The sequence below is a fragment of the Achromobacter sp. RTa genome, from assembly GCF_000757485.1.
GTDB lineage: Bacteria > Pseudomonadota > Gammaproteobacteria > Burkholderiales > Burkholderiaceae_B > Achromobacter.
Window position 1 is genome coordinate 302,316 of the sequence record NZ_JPYO01000046.1, and the last position, 18,129, is coordinate 320,444.

The window sequence follows — 18,129 nt, forward strand, 5'->3', positions numbered from 1 at the left end:
CGGCCCGGGACGTCAGCGCGGCATCTTGCCCTGCTGTCCGGGCTGGCGGCCCTGTTGCTGGCGATCCTTTTCAACCTGCGAACTCTGCTGGCCGGGTTGCTGGCCCGGCTGCCGGCGTTCACCGGGTGCTTCCTGGGCCTGTTGTTTCTGGGGTTGTTTCTGCTGATCGGGCTGGTTCTGAGTGGACATTGCTAGTCTCCTGGTAAGCGGACACATTCCGCCGGACTAGCAAGAGCAACCCGCGTGCCCAAACGCGCTCCCCCACTGCCGCGGCCGCAGGAAGCCGCTGCCCCGGGAGAGATGAAGAGAGATCGGTAAAGGCCGGACCCCGCAGGTAAATCCTGCGCGGCCGCTGACGCGCTATTGCGTGGTGACGTGGCGCGCGCGGCGCGGAAGGCCGGCATCCTGCTTGACGTCCTCGTACACGTCCAGCCAGGGCGAAGCATAGGGCGCGGGCGCCGCCAGGGCATCGCCCCGGTCGCGCTGCGTGCGCAGGCGCATCATCAGCTCGTCCAATGGCATCGGCCGCCCCAGCGCGAACCCCTGCCCATAGCGGCAGCCCGCTGCGCGCAGCGCGGGGATGTCGGCCATGTTCTCCACGCCTTCGGCCACCACGCGGCGCCCGAGGCGGTTTGCCAGTTCGGCGGCGGTGCGCAGCACTTCGAACGCCACGGCGCTGCGCCGCATGCGGGTGACGAAATACTGGTCGATCTTCACTTCCGATAGCGGGATCGCCGACAGCAGTTTCAGCGACGCGTGCCCGGTGCCGAAATCATCCAGGCTTACCTCGCAGCCCGCGTTCTCCAGCTTGAGAAGCGATGCGCGCAGCACATCCAGTTCCCGGATGGGCTGGTCTTCGGTCAGTTCCACCCGCACCAGGGAGGCCGGCAGCTCCGCCGCATGGATGCGCCCCAGCAGGAAGTCCACCGAGCGTTCGTCCGACAGCGTGGAAGCGGGCGCATTGATCGCCACCGGCACGGCGATGCCGGCGCGCCGCAGGGTGAGCAGCATGTCGATCACTCGCAGGCTGACGCGTTCGAAGAGGATCTTGTCCAGGCCCAGCCGGTTGACCGCCGGGATGAACTCGCCGGGCATGATGATGCCCAGCCTGGAGTGTTGCCAACGGGCCAGCGCTTCGGCCGATACGATCCGGCCCGTCAATAGGTCCACCTGCGGCTGCAACAGCATGCGCAGGCCATCCTTCCCTGTAACCATGGCTGCGATCTCGTCGTCGCTCGCCATCGAGCTTCCGGAAGCCTCGTGATTTGACGTCATGTCGACGCTCCTTGGGCGCCTCCGGGCAAAGCCTGCGCTGTCCGGGCGCAGAAAGAGGCACATTGGACGTGAGCATTCCAGCTACAAGGATTTTTATGCGATTTCTCACATTTGTTCCAGGCAAATTTGCGTGTTTGACGCTGCAAAGTCACAGATATGTAACCACCCGTATTCATGTTTCCGCGATCGCAACGTTCCATGGCGTGGACGGGACCGTGATGAAACGCCTTGCCGCCGTGGTAGGGTTTGCTTCCCCGTTTCCCTGCCCTCCTTTCGCGTGAAGAATCTGCTTTCCCGCTGGCGCGCTACCGTGCGCAATGTCCTGTGGCTGGACGCCCTGCAAGCCGCCGCGATCAGCGCGGCGCCAGTCATCCTCGCGGTGCTGGCGCATGAGCCGCGCCTGGGTTGGACCGCCATCGCCGCCTTCTGGGCGTGCTTCGGCGATCCGGGCGGGCCGCTGCGCCAGCGCGCGGGCGCCATGCTCGCGCTCGGGCTGATCGGCGCCCTGTTTTGCTTCCTGGCCAGCGCCAGCGCCAGTCATCTTTTGTTGCTATTGCCCCTGACCTTTTTGTGTTGCACGTTCGGCGGCCTGCTGCGGGTGCTGGGCCCGGCGGCGGCCATCGTCGGCACGCTGTTGTCGGCCGGTTTCGTCGTCGCGGCGGAGCTGCCCGCGCGCACTCTCGCGGAGAGCCTGTCGTATACCCTGTTCTTCCTGGCGGGCGCGGTATGGGCGATCCTGATGACGGCCCTCGTATGGCGGCGGCGCCCCTGGAAGGACGCCACGCTTGCGGTTGCGCATTGCTACCGCGGCCTGGCGGATTTCGCCGCGGCATTGGCCCATTTGTACTCCGGCCTGGCGCCCGACGCCGGCCCGCAGGCCTGGAGCGCGGTCACGCGGCCCCATCGCGGCGCCCAGCGGGCCGCGCTGGAAGCCGCGCGGGAGCGCATCCGTGAAGTGCAGGACGCGCGCCCTTCCCGCCGCGCCCGTTCTCACCAGCTGCTGTACCTGCTGGACAGCGCGGAAGACAGCTTCATCGCGCTGGTCGCGGCCGCGGACCTGCTGGAATCCAATGCGCCGCGCTGGCTGGGCCGCAGCGCGGGCGCCCACCTTTCCCACGCGCTGCATCGCTATGCCGCGCTCTGCAATGCCATCGCCAGCACCTCGGACGTCAACGACCCCAGGCAGGCCGAGTGCCTGCGCGAGCGGCTGGCGCATTACGGCGAGGGGCTGCGCGAACTGCGCGGCAGCGCGCTGGCCCACGCGCCCGACCTGGCCGGCATGGCTCCCGTGCTGGATCGCCTGCAGCAGACCGCCCAGGCCGTCGCCCAATCGCTGTTCGATCACGGCAGCACGCCCGCGGCGCCGGCGCGCGAACGGATGGCGGAACATCCCGCCCGCGACGCCTGGCGCACGCTGCGCCAGAACCTGCGCTTCGAATCCGACGCGTTCCGCCACGCCTTGCGCGTGGGGGTCGGAGCCACCATTGCCGTTGCCCTGTCCAAGACCTTTGCCGTCAATCACGGCTACTGGATGTCCCTGACGCTGGTATTCATCCTGCAACCCTATTTCGCCACCACCTGGCAGCGCACCTTCGAGCGCGTTCTAGGCAGCGTGGCCGGAGCCATTGGCGCATCCCTGCTCGGCCTGCTGCTCGGCACGCCGCTGTCCGTCGCGCTGGCGGTGCTTCCCATCGCCCTGGGCACGTTCGCCGCGCGCACTATCCACTATGCGCTGTTCACTTTCTTCCTGACTTCCCAGTTCGTGCTGGTCACCCACATCCAGCAGCCGGAGATTTACGAGCCCACGCTGGCCGCGCTGCGTGCCTTCAACAGCGTGCTGGGAGGCATCCTGGCGCTGTTGGTGGGCTTTCTGGTCTGGCCGGAGAAGGAGCCTCGCCAACTCGCCGGAGCCCTGGCTCGCGCGCTGGAGCGCCACGCGGCCTACACGCAGGCCCTCGCCGAGCGCATAGCGGGCGACCGCGGCGCGCGGGACGTCGTGGGCCTGCGCCGGGAGGCTTGCCTGTCCGCCGACAACGCGCAGGCATCGTTGCAGCGGCTGCAGCAGAATCCGGTGCACCGGGACCGCAACGTCGATACGGCGGTGAATCTGCTGAATGCGATGCGGCGCATCACGGCGGCCGGCACCGTGCTGGAAATCCAGCCGCCCCTGCCCGCCGGCACGCCCGCGGCGGCGGCGCTGCGCGACTATGGCCGGGCACTGGCCGGCGCGCTGCATCCGCAGCCCCCCGCGCCCGGCTCCGACGCGCGCCCGCCGGGCCTCCCCGGCGCCGTGGCGCAGGCCGGGCCGGGCGTGGCCGGCCCGCTGGACCGCATCGCGCAGCAGGCGCGCCTGATACGCCAACTGCGCGAACGGGTCGAGCGCGCGCCGCTCTCGCAATAGGGCCGGAGTTTGCGCCATGTCCGGGAAACTGGCGGCGTCTTGACCGGCATCAATGGCCATTCCCCGGGAACGCGCAACGATATGGGTATCGGACGCCCAACCCTAGGAGGCCTATATGTACCGCCGTATTTCCGTCCATCTGGACCATGGATTCGACTGCAAGCGCCGCATCGACGCGGCGCTCGCCATGGCCAAGCGCCACAAGGCCGAACTGGTCGGCATCTACGCCAACGCCGCTCCGCCGCAGTACTACTACGGAGAGTCCGTGCTCATGTCCCGGGCCACCGCCGTCATGAAAGAGATCCAGACCCAAAGCCGGGACGCGGTGCAGAACGGCTTCCTGGCCTCGGCGGCGGCTTCCGACGTGCCTGCCGTGGTGCGCGCGGGGGAATCCTCGCCCAGCGCCACCGTGGCCCTGTTGGGGCGCACCAGCGACCTGATCATCGTCAGCCAGGAAAACCGCCAGGACGTCGAAGCGGCCCATGAAATCGAATTCGTGGAACAGACGCTGCTGACGGCCGGCCGGCCGGTCCTGGCGCTGCCGGCCAGCGGCGATTTCCCCGTGATCGGCGACCGCGTGCTGTGCTGCTGGGACGGCAGCCGCGAGGCCGCGCGCGCTCTGGCGGACGCCGCGCCCATTCTGCGCCTGGCCTCGCACATGATCGTGCTGACGATGGACGAAGGCGAATCCACCGGCAAGGGCGATATCCCGTTCGATGACCTCGCCAGCTACTGCGTGGCCCAGGGCATGCCCGCGCCCGAGCACGTGCGCCGCGACGTCAAGGGGGTGGGCGTGGGCAGCACCATCCTGAACGCCGCCGCCGACTACAGCGCGGACCTGCTCGTCATGGGCGCCTACGGCCACAGCAAGTTCCGCCAATGGGCGCTGGGCGGCGCCACCGCATCCATCCTGAAGAGCATGACCGTGCCGGTCATGTTCTCCCACTAGCAGAAACGCCCGGCGGACAGGCGCTAGCCCGCCGCCACCGGCGTCAGGACGGGCTTGCCGGCGAAATGCGCGGTGGCGTTATCCAGGAACAGCGCCACGGTGGCGTCCACCGCTTCCGGGGAGCGGCCCGCGCTGTGCGGAGTCAGCACCACGTTGTCCAGCCGCTTCAAGGCGGCGGGGATCTCCGGCTCGCCTTCCACCACGTCGAGGCCGGCGCCGGCCAGGCGCCCCTCCTCCAGCGCGGCGATCAGCGCCTGCGTATCGACCACGCTGCCCCGCGCGATATTGACCAGATAACCGCCGGGGCCCAGGGCTTCCAGCACCTGGGCGTCCACCAGGTGCCGCGTGCCCGCGCCGCCGGGCGTGGCCACGACCAGGAAATCCGACGCTGCGGCGAGCGCCCGCGCACTGTCGAAATAGGCATAGCCGGTTTCCGGCCGCGCGCGCCGGCTGTAATAGCCGACCTGCATGCCGAAACCGTTGGCGCCTCGCCTGGCGATCTCCAGCCCGATGGTGCCCAGCCCCAGTATCCCCAGCCGCTTGCCGGTGATCTGCGGCCCCATGAAACCGCTCCAATGGCCCTGGCGCACCCAGGCGTCCGCCTGCGGCAGGCGGCGCGCGGCGCCCAGGAGCAACGCCATCGCGTGGTCGGCCACCGCCACCGCATTGGCGCCCGGTCCGTTCGTAACCACGATGCCGCGCTCGCGCGCCGCGGCGATATCGATGTTTTCGTAGCCCACGCCCAGCGAGCACACCATTTCCAGCTTCGGCAGCGCCGCCATCTCGTCCGCGAGGAAACCGGTGGCTCCGCGAGTCAGCACGATGCGGATCTCGGCGGCGCGATCGCGGATCGCGCTGGCCCGCGACTCGGCGGTGGGGGCATAGATGGCGCGAAAGCCGCGCGCTTCGAAGGCAGGCAGGTAATCCTGCACGCTTTCTATCAGGATAAGCAGGGGTATGGTCATGTCGGGAATGCCGCGGATGGCGGCGCTGCGCAAAAAACCGGGGCATATTACGCCTCCCCTTGCGCGCACGCCACCCGCCGGCCTCCCGGGACGCGCCGGCAGGACGCCGGCCCGCGCGGATCCTGCCCCGCGCGGGCGCGGGATTGAACGGCTTGAACGTTCGGCGGGCCGCTACAGGCGCCCTGTCAGCAGCATGACGATCAGCACGATCAGCAGGATGCCCAGGATGCCGCTCGGGTAGTAGCCCCAGCCGCGGCTGTACGGCCAGGCAGGGACGGCGCCCACCAGCAGCAGGATGAGGATGATCAGCAGAATGGTCGACATGGCGACTCCTTGTCTTTATCGATTCGAGTTCTGGGATGGCGGATGGGCATCACTTCCCCGGAGGGGTGATTTCCTTGCCCGGCGGCGACAGCGGGGGCAGATCGACGTCCGGCTCGTCGGTGTCGGGATCCACGGGCAGATCGCCCGGTGGCGAGCCCGGCGGGATCGGGTCCGGCTTGGGTGGAACGTGCATGTGTATGGCGGGTTGCATGACAGCCTCCTGTGGGAATCCCATGCCACTGGAGCAAGTCCCGTTCCCGGCCGGGTCCGGGCACGCCGGATGCTGGTAGCCCCGCCGCCGCCCGAGCCTGGAGCCCCGATGCCGCTTACGCCTTCCGCCCCGTCCGAGCCGGACCTGGTCTACGTGGACGACACCCAGGCGGGATACCGCCGCACGCGGCTCAACGGCCATGCGTTCGCCTATCTGGACACGCGCGGAAAGCGCATCCGCAACGCTCGCGAAATCGCGCGCATCGATGCGCTGGCGATACCGCCGGCCTACGAACAGGTCTGGATCTGCCCTTCGCCTTACGGTCACCTGCAAGCCACGGGGCGGGATGCCCGCGGCCGCAAGCAGTACCGCTACCATCCGGGCTGGACCGCCGTGCGCGACGCGGACAAATACCAGAGCCTCGCGGCATTCGCGCGGGCGCTGCCCCGCATCCGCCGGCGGATGGAACGCGACCTGGACAGCCCCGGCCTGTCGGAGAACAAGGTGATCGCCGCGCTGGTGCGCCTGCTTGAAGCCACCCTGATCCGCATCGGGGCGCGTGAATACGCGCGCGCGAATAAGTCCTACGGGCTTACCACGCTCAAGCGCCGCCACGCCAGCGTGGCCGGCAGCCGGATCCGCTTCCGTTTCCACGGCAAAAGCGGCGTGCCCCATGACGTGACCCTGGCCGACCGGCGGGTGGCGCGCATCATCAAGCGCTGCCTGGACATTCCGGGCCAGCAACTGTTCCAGTACCAGGATGAAGAAGGCGGCAGCCACCCGGTGGACTCCGGCGCGGTCAATGCCTATTTGAGGGACGCCGGGGCGGCGGATTTCACGGCCAAGCACTACCGTACCTGGGCGGGGTCGGTGCTGGCCTACGGCGCCCTGCAGGACCGCCCTGCGAAAGACGAGAACGAGGCCCGCAAAACGGTGGTGGACGTCATCCGGCAAGTGTCGAAGCGCCTTGCGAACACGCCCGCGGTATGCCGCGCCTGCTACGTGCACCCCGCCATCCTCGAGGCTTACCTGGCCGGCCGCCTGCCTCGGCGCAAGGCCGCGCCGGCCAGTCCCCGGGGGCTGAACGCGGACGAGCGTCGCTTGCTCGCTTTCCTGCAAGACGCGCCCGAAGCCGCGGCGCGAAAAACGCCGGCCGGCCTCCCGAAGCGCGGGTCACAGAATCGATGAGCGCGCGTTCTTGGCGCGCGGCTGCGGCGCGGAGCCGTCCGCCCAGTTCGATTCCGTGCGGTTGTCGGCCGCGGCGCGCGTATCGCGCGCGGCCTCGTCAGGTGTGGAGGGGTCTGGTTTACCCGGCATGCGTGGAACGTCGACGGGGCCGCGCGGCGGCAGTATCTTAGCGTTGTCTTCCGCTTGTTTGCGCGCGCGGGCCGTCTTCGCCTGGCGGGGTGCGGATGCGGGTTTCATGGGTGTCTCCTGTGGGGTTCAATCCCTCATCCTACGGCGCCCGGCCGTCGGAGAAAACGTCCGGCGCGGCCAATTTGCAAGCGGATGTGCCCGCGCGCCCAAGGCGCGCCGTTCGCGGGGAGGCACGGCGGCTCACAAGGAGATGCAATGCGAGACCCAAATTTCGAGCAATGTGTGCAAGCCTGTTATGAATGCGCAGTGGCATGCGACGTGTGCGCCGCCATGTGCCTGGAAGACGAGCCCGCGCGCATGAGGCATTGCATCGGCCTGTGCACCGATTGCGCGGCAGTCTGCAGGCTGTGCGCGGCAATGCTGGCGCGCAACGGCGAATTCTCCACCGCGCTGTGCACTTTATGCGCGCTGGTCTGCGAATCCTGCGCGCGCGAATGCTCGGCCCACGGCGCCCGCCATTGCCAGATCTGCGCGGGCGCGTGCCTGAGCTGCACGCTGGCATGCCGCGACATGCTCGAACCGTAATTGCCCGACCAGCCGCGCGGCCGCCCGGGCCGGCCTGCGCAGGCGCATTTCCAGCCCGACCGTCAGGAGCTTTCGATGGCCACTACGAATACCCCCCTGCCCTCCGACTTCCCCGAGAACGGCCCGGACAACAGCGGCGTGCGCCGCCGCGGACGGCATCCCGAATCCTGGATCGATGAACTGGAGGCCACGCTCAACGACAAGGACGCCACGGACCTGGAGGCGCTCAGGTCCCGGCTCTCGGAACAGCTGCGGGCCACGCGGCGCAGCCTGCGCGACGCATCCGACAACGCGGGCGACCTGATGCGCGAAACCATCGACTGCACGGAGGAATACATACACGCCCGGCCGTGGCAGGCGATCGGACTCGTCGCTGGCGCGGCCTTCCTGTTCGGCGTGGTGGTGGGCCGCCAATAAAGGAAAGAAGGCGCGGCCGAAGCCGGCGGCGGCGCCCTTGCGGCCGGCCGCCGGGCACGCGCCTTGCTGCTCATTGCGTCCCCGACAACAGGAGCCGGCCATGGCGCGAACCATATGGAAAGGCGCTATCTCGTTCGGCCTCGTGCATGTGCCCATCGTCGTCCATGCGGCCACGCGGCCGCACAGGCTGGATTTCGACTGGATAGACCGGCGCGACAACGCGCCGGTCGGCTACCAGCGCATCAACAAGCGCACCGGCAAAGCCATCGCCTCGGAAGATATCGTCAAGGGCTATGAATACGAGAAAGGCGAATACGTCTACATGAATGACGAGGACTTCAAACGCGCCAACGTAGCCGCCACCCAGACAGTGGAGATCCAGGGCTTCGTCGACGCGGCTGAAGTGCCCATCTATTACTACGACACCCCTTATTACCTTGCGCCCGACCGCCGCGGCGAAAAGGGCTACGTGCTGCTGCGCGAGGTGCTGAGACGCGCAGGCAGGCTGGGCCTGGCGCGCGTCGTCCTGCACACCCGCCAGTACCTGTGCGCGCTGCTGCCTCAGGGCGAGGCGCTGATGCTCATCACCCTGCGCTACGCCGACGAAATCCTGTCCGCGGACGAGTTGGACCTGCCCGGCGGCAAAGAGGCCGCGCCCGCGGCGCGCGAACGCGACATGGCGATGCGGCTGGTGGACGATATGACCACGCCCTGGGATCCCGAGGCCTACCGCGACGACTACCGCGAAGATCTGCTGGAAGCCATCGACAAGAAGATCAAGGCCGGCAAGACCCACGTCCTGACCGAGCCGGATGAAAAGCGGCCCCGCGAATCCGCCAAGGTGATCGATCTGATGTCGCTGCTCAAGCAGAGCATCGAACAGCGCGGCTCGCGGCCCGCGAAGGCCGCGCCCGCCAAAAAGCGCGCGCCTGCCAAAAAGGCCGCGGCGCGCAAGTCCCCCGCGGGCAGCCGGCGCAAGGCGGCATAAGGAAACTCCATGAGCGAACCGCTTGCCCAATATCGCAGGAAACGCGACTTCACCGGCACCCGGGAGCCGCCAGGCAAGGCGGCCCGCGCGCGCGCCAGCGGCCCCCTGTCCTTCGTGGTCCAGCGCCACCAGGCCCGCGCGTTGCACTATGACTTCCGCCTGGAGCTCGATGGCGTGCTGGTGAGCTGGGCCGTGCCCAAGGGCCCCAGCCGCGATCCCGACGTAAAGCGCCTGGCGATCAAGGTGGAAGACCACCCCGTCGAATACGGCAAGTTCGAAGGCGATATACCCAAAGGCCATTACGGCGCGGGCCACGTGGACATCTGGGACAGCGGAACCTGGGCGCCCGACGGCGACCCCCAACGCGGGCTTGCCCGCGGCCATCTGCGCTTCACCCTGCATGGCGGCACGCTCAAAGGCGCCTGGGCGTTGCTGCGGCTGGGCAAGGAAGACAATCAATGGCTGCTGCGCAAGCTGGACGACGATGCCGTGGTGGAAGGCGATGACGCCGAAGCGGGCAACAACGCCAAGGCCGCCAAGACGACAACTACCGCCAAGAGCGGGAAGACCGTAAAGACAGTAAAGGCCGCCAAGGCGGCCAGGACGGACAAGGCCGAGGGCCGCCGCGCCCCGCTGCCGGCGGCCCTGGAACCGCAACTGGCCACTCTGGTCGACGCGCCGCCGCAAGGTCCCGGATGGTCCTATGAGGTCAAGTACGATGGCTATCGCATCCTGTGCCGTTTCCAGAAGGGGCGCGCGCGCCTCGTCAGCCGCAGCGGCAAGGACTGGACGGAGCGCATGGCCGCCCTGGCGGACGCATTGAGCGCGCTGGACCTGCCCGATGGCTGGATGGACGGCGAGGTGGTGTGCCTGGACGAGCGCGGGATTTCCGATTTCCAGCTATTGCAGAACGCGCTGGATGGCCGGACCTTGGACCTTTCCTTCATGGCGTTCGACCTGCCGTACTGGAACGGCGCCGATCTGCGCGCCCTGCCCCTGTCCGAGCGGCAATCGCGCCTGGAAGCGGTGCTGGCCGCGCTGCCGGAAGGCGGGCCCTTGCTGATGACGCAGCGCCTGGAGGTGGCCGACGGCACGGAGGGACGCGCGGCCTGGTCGGAAGCCTGCCGGCTCAGCCTGGAAGGTCTGATATGCAAGCGCCTGGATTCGCCCTATGTCGCAGGCCGCGGCACTGCCTGGCTGAAACTCAAGTGCCGTCCCAGGCAGGAGTACGTGATCGGCGGCTACACGGCCCCGGGCGGGTCTCGCAAGCATTTCGGCGCCCTGCTGGTGGGCTTGCGCAAAGGCAGGAAACTGGAATACGCGGGCCGGGTGGGCACGGGTTTCAGCGCGGCCACCCTCTCGTCGCTTCACAAGAAGCTGAGCGCGCTCGAGGCCGATGCCAGCCCCTTCGACGGGGAATTGCCGGGCCCTGGCCGCTACGGCCGCGGCGCGGGCGAGGTGCACTGGGTCAAGCCGGAACTGGTTGCCGAAATCCACTACGCCGGCCTCACGCAGGACAAGCTGCTGAGGCAGGCATCCTTCGTCGGCTTGCGCGAGGACAAGCCCGCCAGCGAAGTCAGCGGTGAAACCGCCGCCGCGCCGGCCGAGTCCGGCGCCGGGCCGGGCGACAAAGTGGGCAAGACGCGCATCACGCATCCTGGGCGCGTGATCATCCACGACCCGGACACCACCAAGCTAGAACTCGCGCGCTACTACGAAGCCGCAGGCGGCCTCATCATGCCGCACCTGCAGGGCCGGCGCATCGCGCTGCTGCGCTGCCCCGACGGCACCGACGCCACCTGCTTTTTCCAGAAACATATCACCGGCAAGTTGCCCGGCGGCCTCGAACGCGACGGCGAGCACCTGCTGATCCAGTCCATCGAAGGCGTCATCGCGCTGGTTCAGCGTGGCGTCATCGAATTCCATACCTGGGGCGCGCGGGAACCGAAGCCCGGCGAACCCGACCGCATCACGATCGACCTCGACCCCGGCCCGGACGTGCCCTGGAAGGCAGTTGCCGAGGGCGCGCAGCTGGCGCGAGGATTGATGGAAGAGATCGGCCTCGCGCCCTTTCTCAAGACCACCGGCGGAAAGGGCCTGCATCTGGTCGCGCCGATCCGCCCGACCCAGCCCTGGGACACGGTCAAGGGCCTGGCGCATGCGCTGGCGAACGAACTGGCGCGCGTCATTCCGGAACGGTTCACCTCCAACATGGCCAAAGTGCGCCGCCAGGGGCGCATCTTCGTCGACTATCTGCGCAACGGCAACGGCGCCACGGCCATCGCCGCGTATTCGGCCCGCGCTCGGGCCGGCGCTCCGGTCTCCTTGCCCGTGGGATGGGACGCGCTGGAATCGGGTCAGGATTTGCGCGGCGCCGCCTGCAACATCCGCAACGCCGTGTCGCGTGCGCGCGAGTCGGCCGATCCGTGGCGTGGCTACGAGGCCGCGCGCAAGACTGTGGGCCCGCGCATGCTGAAGAAAATGGGGCTGTAGGCCCCGCGCGTCCGGCGCGCCGGGAACGTCGTTTGCTCGTGATGGCCAGGCGCCCGTCGCGCCGCTACCCTGCCACCAGGAGATTCGCATGAGCAAACCCACGCACGACGCCACGGGCGCGCGCCCGCATCCCACACCGCCCATGCCGGCCCAGCATCTGGAAAAGCCGGGCGAGGAAGCCGACATGGCGCTCAAGCCGCAATACCAGGCGCCCGCCTACCGCGGCAGCGGCAAGCTCGAAGGCATGGCCGCCGTCGTCACGGGCGGAGATTCCGGCATCGGCCGGGCGGTCTGCGTCCTGTTCGCGCGCGAAGGCGCGGACGTGGCCGTCGTCTACCTGAACGAACATGAAGACGCGGAAGACACCCGCCGCGCCGTCGAGGAAGAAGGACGTCGCTGCGTGCTGATCCCGGGTGACGTGCAGGATCCCGCCTTCTGCGCGGACGTCGTGGAACGGACCGTGCGGGCCTTCGGAAAGCTGGACATCCTGGTGAACAATGCCGCCTATCAACAGCACACCGAATCGCTGCCCGAGATCAGCGACGAAAAGTGGGACAAGACCCTGCGCACCAACATCACGGGTTACTTCTATATGGCGCGTTCCGCCCTGCCCCACCTGAAGGCGGGTTCGTGCATCATCAACACCGGCTCGGTCACGGGCCTGCGCGGCAGCGCCAGGCTGCTGGACTATTCCTCCACCAAGGGCGCGATCCATGCCTTCACGCGCTCCCTCGCGGCCAACCTGGCCGGCCAGGGCGTGCGCGTGAACGCGGTGGCGCCCGGCCCGGTCTGGACGCCTCTGAACCCGGCGGACCAGAGCGCCGAGGCCATCCAGGAATTCGGCAAGCACACCGACCTGGGCCGCCCCGCGCAGCCGGAAGAGATTTCACCCGCATATGTATTCCTGGCCTCGCCCGCCTGCTCCAGCTATATCACCGGGATCGTCCTGCCCATCACGGGCAGCGCGGGCGACTGAAGCCTGGGCCCGCGCCGCGGGCCCAGCCGCTACTTGGCGGGCGCGATCGAGGCAGGCGCCTCGCGCGAAGCCGGAGAGACCGCCGGCGGCTCGCCCTTCACGGGCGGCATGATCTTGTCGCCGCCCTTCGGCGCAGGCCGCTGGAGCGCGCGGCTCATGGCCAGGTGTTCCGCCACCACCGGCAGCCCCCGCACGGCGAAATCCCGCACCTGGGGATCCGCGGATTGCCTGGCCGCGGTCTCGAACAGGCGATTGGCCATGACGTGCGCGTCCACCGCCGCCTTCTGAACATATACCGCGTCGAAATCCGGCCCGGTCCGGCCGCGCAATTGCTCCAGCGTGCCGCGATCCGGTTCGGCCGGCCGCTCGGGCAGCGTCACCTGCTTCTGCAGCGCCAGCGTTTTCAAGTCCCCATTCATGGCCCGATGCTGCTCCAGCATTTTTGCCGCGTAGGCCTTGATTTCACTGCTGCCGGCCCGCTGCTGCGCCAATTGCGCGGCTTCCATCTCGAACAGGCCGGCGCCGGCCGCCGCCTGCAGGAACCGCGCATCCGCCTCGTCCAGCCCTTGCGCGTAGGCGGGACACAATGCGCCCGGCGCCGCAAGCAGGAAAGCCGCTGCCAGGCCGCGCATCCAGGTGAACTTGCCCATGCTGGTCTCCTTGGCGTCCGCCGCCCGCTCCGAAGGCATCAGCCCGCCATCGACGGGGAGCCCGTCCGGCGCGGCGGCTCCAGCGGATCGAAATCTTCCCACTTCCCATTCAGCCAACGGCCGTGCGCCCGTTCGATATCCTTGCCGCCGGCCGCGCCCAGCACCGATCTCGCCAGCGCGTCGCGCTCGGGAGAAACGTGCAGAGCCAGCATCACGCCCGCCTGGCGCAGGTCCGGATGCGCATCCGGCGCGGGCGGCGCGCCCGCCTGCTTGCGGCGGCCCCGGCCGATGACCCACAGGGCGCCCGCGAGCGCGCCGAGATAGGCGCCCACGCCAGCCGCGGCGATCACCAGCAGGATGGACGCCGCCAGGCGCGCGGCGATCAGCCCGCCCAGCAGCGCGAACACCAGGCCCAGGGCCGATGCGCCGGCCACGGCACCGAAGTGCCCGCCCTTGGCGTCGGGGTCGGCGATCCGGTCGCCGCCTATCGGGAAGCGCGCGTGCTCACCCGCCGTATTGATGTAGAAGGTATGGATATCGTCTTCGGTAAATCCTTCCGCAAAAAGCCTGCGCGCCGCCTCCGCGGCTTCGTCGAAGGTGTCGAATCTGGCTGCGACGATCAAGGACATGAGGTTCTCCGGTACGGGACTGACATAACGACGACGGCAGCAATTGCCATGCCTGCGTCGGGCACGCGGCTTGCTGAGGCCTGCGCGCGGCCGGGCAGCACGGGAAACACCGGCCGCGCGCGAATTCCGCTCACCCGCAGTGGTCATTGCGAGGACACCAGCATGGATATGCCTGGCAACAATGAAGATTTTTCCGTACCCGCGGACGAAGCCTCGCCCGCCATTCCCGACGAGGCGCGCGCCTTGTCCGCCCTGGACTGGGCCGCCCTGATCGCCATCGTCGCCGCCGGGTTGAACATCGGACTGATTGCCGCCGTGGACCTGGACGTGTTCTCGACGGTGCTGCCTGCAGGATTCGTCCTGCGGGCCGTATATGGGCTGATAGGCCTGGCCGCCCTGCGCTGCGTGGTGCTGCTGTTCCGCTTCGGCGAAGGCGGGAATTAGGGGCCTACTTGCCCTCCGGGCGCTTGCCGGGGTACTGGCCCCCTTCCTCGTACTCGGCCCCCTTGTCGTTGGGCTTCTTGTCCGAGGACCGCTCGGGGTGGCGCGGCGGCTTGCCGAATCCCGGCTTGTCCGCTCCGAACTGTCCGCTGCGGTGCGCGGTCTCGGTTTCGCGCTGTGGGGAATTGGCCCGCGGCTTCGAAGAATCCTGCTCGACCTGTTGGCGTCCGGCGTCGTGTTTGGTGTCGGTGCTCATGGTATCTCCCGGCTGTTGGACAAATGGCGCGGAGCGCCGGCTGCCCGGGATGGCGCAAGCCGCGTGCCCGTCATGCCCCCGGGAATGCCGCTTGCTTCTGTCCTTCCGGGTCCGCAACCAGCCGGCCCCCTCAAAAAGGAGTCAGCCATGAATGTGTCCAAAGCCGTTTTCCCCGCTGTGGCCTTGAGCCTCTCGGCACTGGCCTTCCAGGCCCCTGCGCAGACCGCCGCCGGCGGCGCCACCGCCGTGCGCAGCAACGAGCAGATCAACGACCAGTACAAACTGGATAAGAAGCGCTGCGATGCGATGAAGGGCAACCAGAAGGACGTCTGCCAACAGGAGGCCGAGGCAACGCGCGACAAGGCCAAGGCCGACGCCAAGGCCGGCAAGGAGAAAGCCGAGGCCACGCACGACGCCGCCAAGACGCGCAATGACGCGGACTACAAGGTGGGCAAGGAAAAATGCGACGCCATGTCCGGCAACGCCAAGGACGCCTGCCTGGCGGATCTGAAGACCCGCTACGGCAAGTGAGCGCAATGCTAATCCCCGGGCGGGGATTCCGTCCGGGAACCGGCTTCGCCCGGCAATTCATAGCCCGCGGCGGCATACTCCTCGAGGCGGTTGTACAGCGTCTTGGGGCTGATGCCCAGCATCGCGGCGGTCTGCTTTTTCACGCCGTTGCAGCGTTCGAGCGTGGCGAGTATGAGCCGCCGGTCGGCCTCCGCGAGCGTCTCGCCCACCGGCACGCTCACCTGGCCGTCTCCGCCGGCGCTCGACGGCGATACCTGCGGCGCCAGCATGTCCGCCTCGAGCACGTCGCCATCGGCCATGATGAAGGCGCGCCGCACGAAGTTCTTCAGCTCGCGGACGTTGCCCGGCCAGTCGTACTGCTGGAGCACGGCGAACGCGCGCCCGGAAAAATCCTTGCTCTTGCCGGACTCCCGGTTCTGCGCCTCCAGGAAGCGCCGCGCCAGGAAGAGGATGTCCTCGCCGCGCTCCCGCAGCGGCGGAAGTTCCACCGGGAACACGCTCAGGCGGTAATAAAGGTCCTCGCGCAGTTTGCCTTCGCGCACCGCCTGCTCGGGGTTGCGGTTGGTGGCAGCAATGATGCGGATATCGCAGGAGATCTCGCGGTTGGTGCCTACCCGCATGAACTGGCCGGTCTCCAGCACGCGCAGCAGCTTCACCTGCAAGTCCAGCGGCATTTCAGTCACTTCGTCCAGGAACAGGGTGCCGCCGTCGGCCCGCTCGAAATAGCCCTTGTGCTGCCGGTCCGCGCCCGTGAAACTGCCGCGCTCGTGGCCGAACATCTCGCTTTCGATCAGGTTCGGCGAAATCGCGCCGCAATTCACTGCGATGAACGGCCGCTGCCTGCGTGGACTGAGTTCATGGATGGCGTGCGCCGCCAGTTCCTTGCCCGTGCCGCTTTCTCCGATCACGAGCGCGGTGACATTGGTGGGCGCGACGCGCTTGATCTGGCGGTAGAGCTCAAGCATGCGCGCCGACTCCCCGTACATCCTGCCGAAACGCCCGGCTTCCTCGAACGGCGCGCCCGGCAGTTCGGTGCCGGCCCGGGCCGCGATGCGCCCCAGAATATCGTTCAGGCGCTCCATGCAGATAGGCTTGACGAGATAGTCCGTGGCGCCCAGCCGCAACGCCTGCACGGCGTTGTCCATGGTGCCGTGGCCCGTCATGATGACCACTTCCGCGCTGGCGGCCGCCGCGTTCTTGAAAATGTCCATGCCGCTGCCTTCCGGCAGCCGGACATCGGTCAGGACCAGGTCCGGCGCTTGCCGTTCGAGCTGGATCAGCGCGTCCTTGACGCTGGCCGCCAAGGCCACGGAAAAGCCGCTGTCGCGGCCAATCTCGGCCAGAGTCTCCCGTATCGCGGCATCATCGTCGACGATAAGCAGATGAGGCATTCTCCGCTCCTTGTTGAACCACGATCCAGCATAGCGGCTGGCGCCTGCGGATAGGTAACTATTCGATAGTTTCCAAGAATGTTTTCGAATGCTTGCAACTCGTCGCATACGATGTCATGGACGGCTTCTACGATGCATCTAACGCGGCGGCCCGGAACCGGGCCAAGGAATCAGCATGGCAAATCGCACCATCAGTAGCGGACGCGACGCCGCATCCGCGCCCTCTTCCATCCGCATGGACGTCTCCGGCATGTCTGCCGCAATGCAAAAACTGGGTGCCCAGCTACGGCTGGCGGCGGCGACCGACGCCAGCGTCTTCATCGTGGGCGAAAGCGGGACGGGCAAGGAAGTCGTCGCCCGCGCGATCCACGAGGCGAGCGACCGCCGCGACCAGCCATTCGTGGCGGTGAATTGCGGCGCCATCAGCGGCACGCTGGCGCATGCGGAATTGTTCGGCCATGAAAAAGGCAGCTTCACCGGCGCGGTATCGCAGAATGCGGGCTATTTCGAGTACGCCAGCGGCGGCACCCTGTTCCTGGACGAAGTGACGGAGATGCCTCCGGACATGCAAGTCCACTTCCTGCGGGTCCTGGAAACCGGCACGTACCAGCGCGTCGGAGGTTCCGATCTGCTGCGCGCCAACGTACGCGTCATCTGCGCCAGCAACCGCGATCCGGCCGCGTCGGTAGCGGAAGGACGCCTGCGGCAGGACTTCCTGCACCGGCTGCTCGTCATACCGTTGCGCGTGCCGCCGTTGCGGGAGCGCGAGAACGACGCCCTGGTGCTGGCGCACCAGTTCCTGGATACCCTTAACCGCGAGCACGACACGCGCAAGACTTTCGCGCCCGGCATGCTGGAATCCATCGCCGCCCACGACTGGCCGGGCAATGTCCGCGAACTGCGCAACGCGGTGCAGCGCGCCTACATCATGGCCGATGCCGAACTCGAGCCCGGCGTGCTGGCGCGGGGGGCCGGCGGGCAACGGACGGTAATGCGCGAGGGCACGCTGACCCTGCCCATCGGCACATCGTTGGGGCGGGCCCAGCGCGAATTCATCCTGGCCACGCTGGCCCATTACGGCGGAGACAAACGCATGGCCGCCGATGCACTGGGCGTGAGCCTGAAAACGCTCTACAACCGGCTGGATTCCTACGACAAGGACGCCGAGGACCCGGCGCGCGCCTGAGCAATTCTTACCGTGCTCTTGTAAGACCGTCGCGGCGCGGCGCGCATGCCGCGTGCCCGCCCGCCGGGCCGCGGCTGGCATGATTCTTGCATGTATTCCCTGGAGTGCGCCGCCAGCCGGCGGCATCTTCCGGAGATTCGATTG

Annotated in this window: 21 protein-coding genes; 11 read left to right on the top strand and 10 right to left on the bottom strand. The window is 68.1% G+C overall.

All coding sequences use genetic code 11. The annotated features are described in order from the left end of the window. Nucleotides 1–12: 12 nt before the first annotated feature. Entirely contained in the window at nt 13–189 is a 177-nt protein-coding gene (locus JL37_RS30780; RefSeq protein ID WP_197064660.1) for a hypothetical protein, read from the bottom strand. 171 nt (nt 190–360) lie between these two features. After that, nucleotides 361–1,275 (bottom strand): EAL domain-containing protein, encoded by a 915-nt coding sequence (locus JL37_RS28465; RefSeq protein ID WP_043548599.1) that lies wholly within the window; start codon nt 1,273–1,275, stop codon nt 361–363. Nucleotides 1,276–1,585: 310 nt separating this feature from the next. On the opposite strand from JL37_RS28465, the gene JL37_RS28470 reads away from it, so the two are divergent. Then, nucleotides 1,586–3,676: an FUSC family protein gene (locus tag JL37_RS28470; RefSeq protein ID WP_043548849.1), complete on the top strand. Its 2,091-nt coding sequence runs from the start codon at nt 1,586–1,588 to the stop codon at nt 3,674–3,676. Nucleotides 3,677–3,791: 115 nt separating this feature from the next. Continuing rightward, the gene (locus JL37_RS28475; RefSeq protein ID WP_043548601.1) at nt 3,792–4,625 is read left to right on the top strand and encodes a universal stress protein; all 834 of its coding nucleotides are present in this window, start codon (nt 3,792–3,794) and stop codon (nt 4,623–4,625) included. 23 nt (nt 4,626–4,648) lie between these two features. On the opposite strand, the gene JL37_RS28480 is transcribed toward JL37_RS28475, so the two are convergent. The 3 genes from JL37_RS28480 to JL37_RS30620 form a co-directional block, all read right to left on the bottom strand. Next, nucleotides 4,649–5,590, bottom strand: coding sequence for a 2-hydroxyacid dehydrogenase (locus tag JL37_RS28480; RefSeq protein WP_043548852.1), 942 nt, complete (start codon nt 5,588–5,590; stop codon nt 4,649–4,651). Nucleotides 5,591–5,761: 171 nt separating this feature from the next. Continuing rightward, a complete protein-coding gene (locus JL37_RS30250; protein ID WP_043548603.1) occupies nt 5,762–5,914 on the bottom strand; it encodes a DUF3309 family protein in 153 nt (50 codons plus the stop codon). Between the two features lie 49 nt (nt 5,915–5,963). Then, nucleotides 5,964–6,125 carry a hypothetical protein gene (locus JL37_RS30620; protein WP_197064661.1) on the bottom strand — a complete coding sequence of 54 codons (162 nt, stop codon included), beginning with the start codon at nt 6,123–6,125 and terminating at the stop codon, nt 5,964–5,966. A 108-nt stretch (nt 6,126–6,233) separates the two neighbouring features. Here JL37_RS30620 and JL37_RS28495 point away from each other — a divergent pair, with 108 nt between their 5' ends. Next, nucleotides 6,234–7,313 (top strand): DNA topoisomerase IB, encoded by a 1,080-nt coding sequence (locus JL37_RS28495; RefSeq protein ID WP_052097662.1) that lies wholly within the window; start codon nt 6,234–6,236, stop codon nt 7,311–7,313. Here JL37_RS28495 and JL37_RS28500 read toward each other — a convergent pair. Next, the gene (locus JL37_RS28500; RefSeq protein ID WP_043548607.1) at nt 7,299–7,550 is read right to left on the bottom strand and encodes a hypothetical protein; all 252 of its coding nucleotides are present in this window, start codon (nt 7,548–7,550) and stop codon (nt 7,299–7,301) included. The two genes, JL37_RS28495 and JL37_RS28500, sit on opposite strands and share 15 nt — an antisense overlap. A gap of 147 nt (nt 7,551–7,697) precedes the next feature. Here JL37_RS28500 and JL37_RS28505 point away from each other — a divergent pair, with 147 nt between their 5' ends. The 5 genes from JL37_RS28505 (at nt 7,698) to JL37_RS28525 (ending at nt 12,901) form a co-directional block, all read left to right on the top strand. Continuing rightward, on the top strand, nt 7,698–8,027 hold the full coding sequence (locus tag JL37_RS28505; RefSeq protein ID WP_043548608.1) for a four-helix bundle copper-binding protein: 330 nt from the start codon (nt 7,698–7,700) through the stop codon (nt 8,025–8,027). Between the two features lie 75 nt (nt 8,028–8,102). Further along, nucleotides 8,103–8,444 (top strand): YqjD family protein, encoded by a 342-nt coding sequence (locus tag JL37_RS28510; protein WP_043548854.1) that lies wholly within the window; start codon nt 8,103–8,105, stop codon nt 8,442–8,444. A 100-nt stretch (nt 8,445–8,544) separates the two neighbouring features. Then, complete coding sequence (locus JL37_RS28515) at nt 8,545–9,432, top strand: Ku protein (RefSeq protein WP_043548609.1); 888 nt, start codon at nt 8,545–8,547, stop codon at nt 9,430–9,432. Between the two features lie 9 nt (nt 9,433–9,441). Beyond that, on the top strand, nt 9,442–11,925 hold the full coding sequence (gene ligD, locus JL37_RS28520; protein ID WP_043548613.1) for a DNA ligase D: 2,484 nt from the start codon (nt 9,442–9,444) through the stop codon (nt 11,923–11,925). A gap of 88 nt (nt 11,926–12,013) precedes the next feature. Then, complete coding sequence (locus JL37_RS28525; protein WP_043548615.1) at nt 12,014–12,901, top strand: SDR family oxidoreductase; 888 nt, start codon at nt 12,014–12,016, stop codon at nt 12,899–12,901. Nucleotides 12,902–12,930: 29 nt separating this feature from the next. Here the strand turns inward: JL37_RS28525 and JL37_RS28530 are convergent, their stop codons facing one another. Both JL37_RS28530 and JL37_RS28535 read right to left on the bottom strand, forming a co-directional pair. Further along, on the bottom strand, nt 12,931–13,551 hold the full coding sequence (locus JL37_RS28530) for a DUF4142 domain-containing protein (RefSeq protein WP_043548856.1): 621 nt from the start codon (nt 13,549–13,551) through the stop codon (nt 12,931–12,933). 38 nt (nt 13,552–13,589) lie between these two features. Beyond that, nucleotides 13,590–14,180, bottom strand: a complete 591-nt coding sequence (locus JL37_RS28535) for a phage holin family protein (protein WP_043548616.1) — start codon at nt 14,178–14,180, stop codon at nt 13,590–13,592. Nucleotides 14,181–14,342: 162 nt separating this feature from the next. Here JL37_RS28535 and JL37_RS28540 point away from each other — a divergent pair, with 162 nt between their 5' ends. Continuing rightward, entirely contained in the window at nt 14,343–14,624 is a 282-nt protein-coding gene (locus tag JL37_RS28540; RefSeq protein ID WP_043548618.1) for a DUF378 domain-containing protein, read from the top strand. Nucleotides 14,625–14,628: 4 nt separating this feature from the next. On the opposite strand, the gene JL37_RS28545 is transcribed toward JL37_RS28540, so the two are convergent. Then, nucleotides 14,629–14,877, bottom strand: a complete 249-nt coding sequence (locus JL37_RS28545) for a hypothetical protein (RefSeq protein WP_043548619.1) — start codon at nt 14,875–14,877, stop codon at nt 14,629–14,631. A gap of 147 nt (nt 14,878–15,024) precedes the next feature. Here JL37_RS28545 and JL37_RS28550 point away from each other — a divergent pair, with 147 nt between their 5' ends. Next, nucleotides 15,025–15,408, top strand: coding sequence for a hypothetical protein (locus JL37_RS28550; RefSeq protein ID WP_043548620.1), 384 nt, complete (start codon nt 15,025–15,027; stop codon nt 15,406–15,408). 8 nt (nt 15,409–15,416) lie between these two features. Here JL37_RS28550 and JL37_RS28555 read toward each other — a convergent pair whose 3' ends face one another. Further along, nucleotides 15,417–16,799: a sigma-54 dependent transcriptional regulator gene (locus JL37_RS28555; RefSeq protein WP_043548621.1), complete on the bottom strand. Its 1,383-nt coding sequence runs from the start codon at nt 16,797–16,799 to the stop codon at nt 15,417–15,419. Nucleotides 16,800–17,061: 262 nt separating this feature from the next. Between JL37_RS28555 and JL37_RS28560 the strand changes: the two genes are divergently transcribed. Further along, entirely contained in the window at nt 17,062–17,985 is a 924-nt protein-coding gene (locus JL37_RS28560; RefSeq protein ID WP_043548859.1) for a sigma-54-dependent Fis family transcriptional regulator, read from the top strand. Nucleotides 17,986–18,129 lie beyond the last annotated feature (144 nt).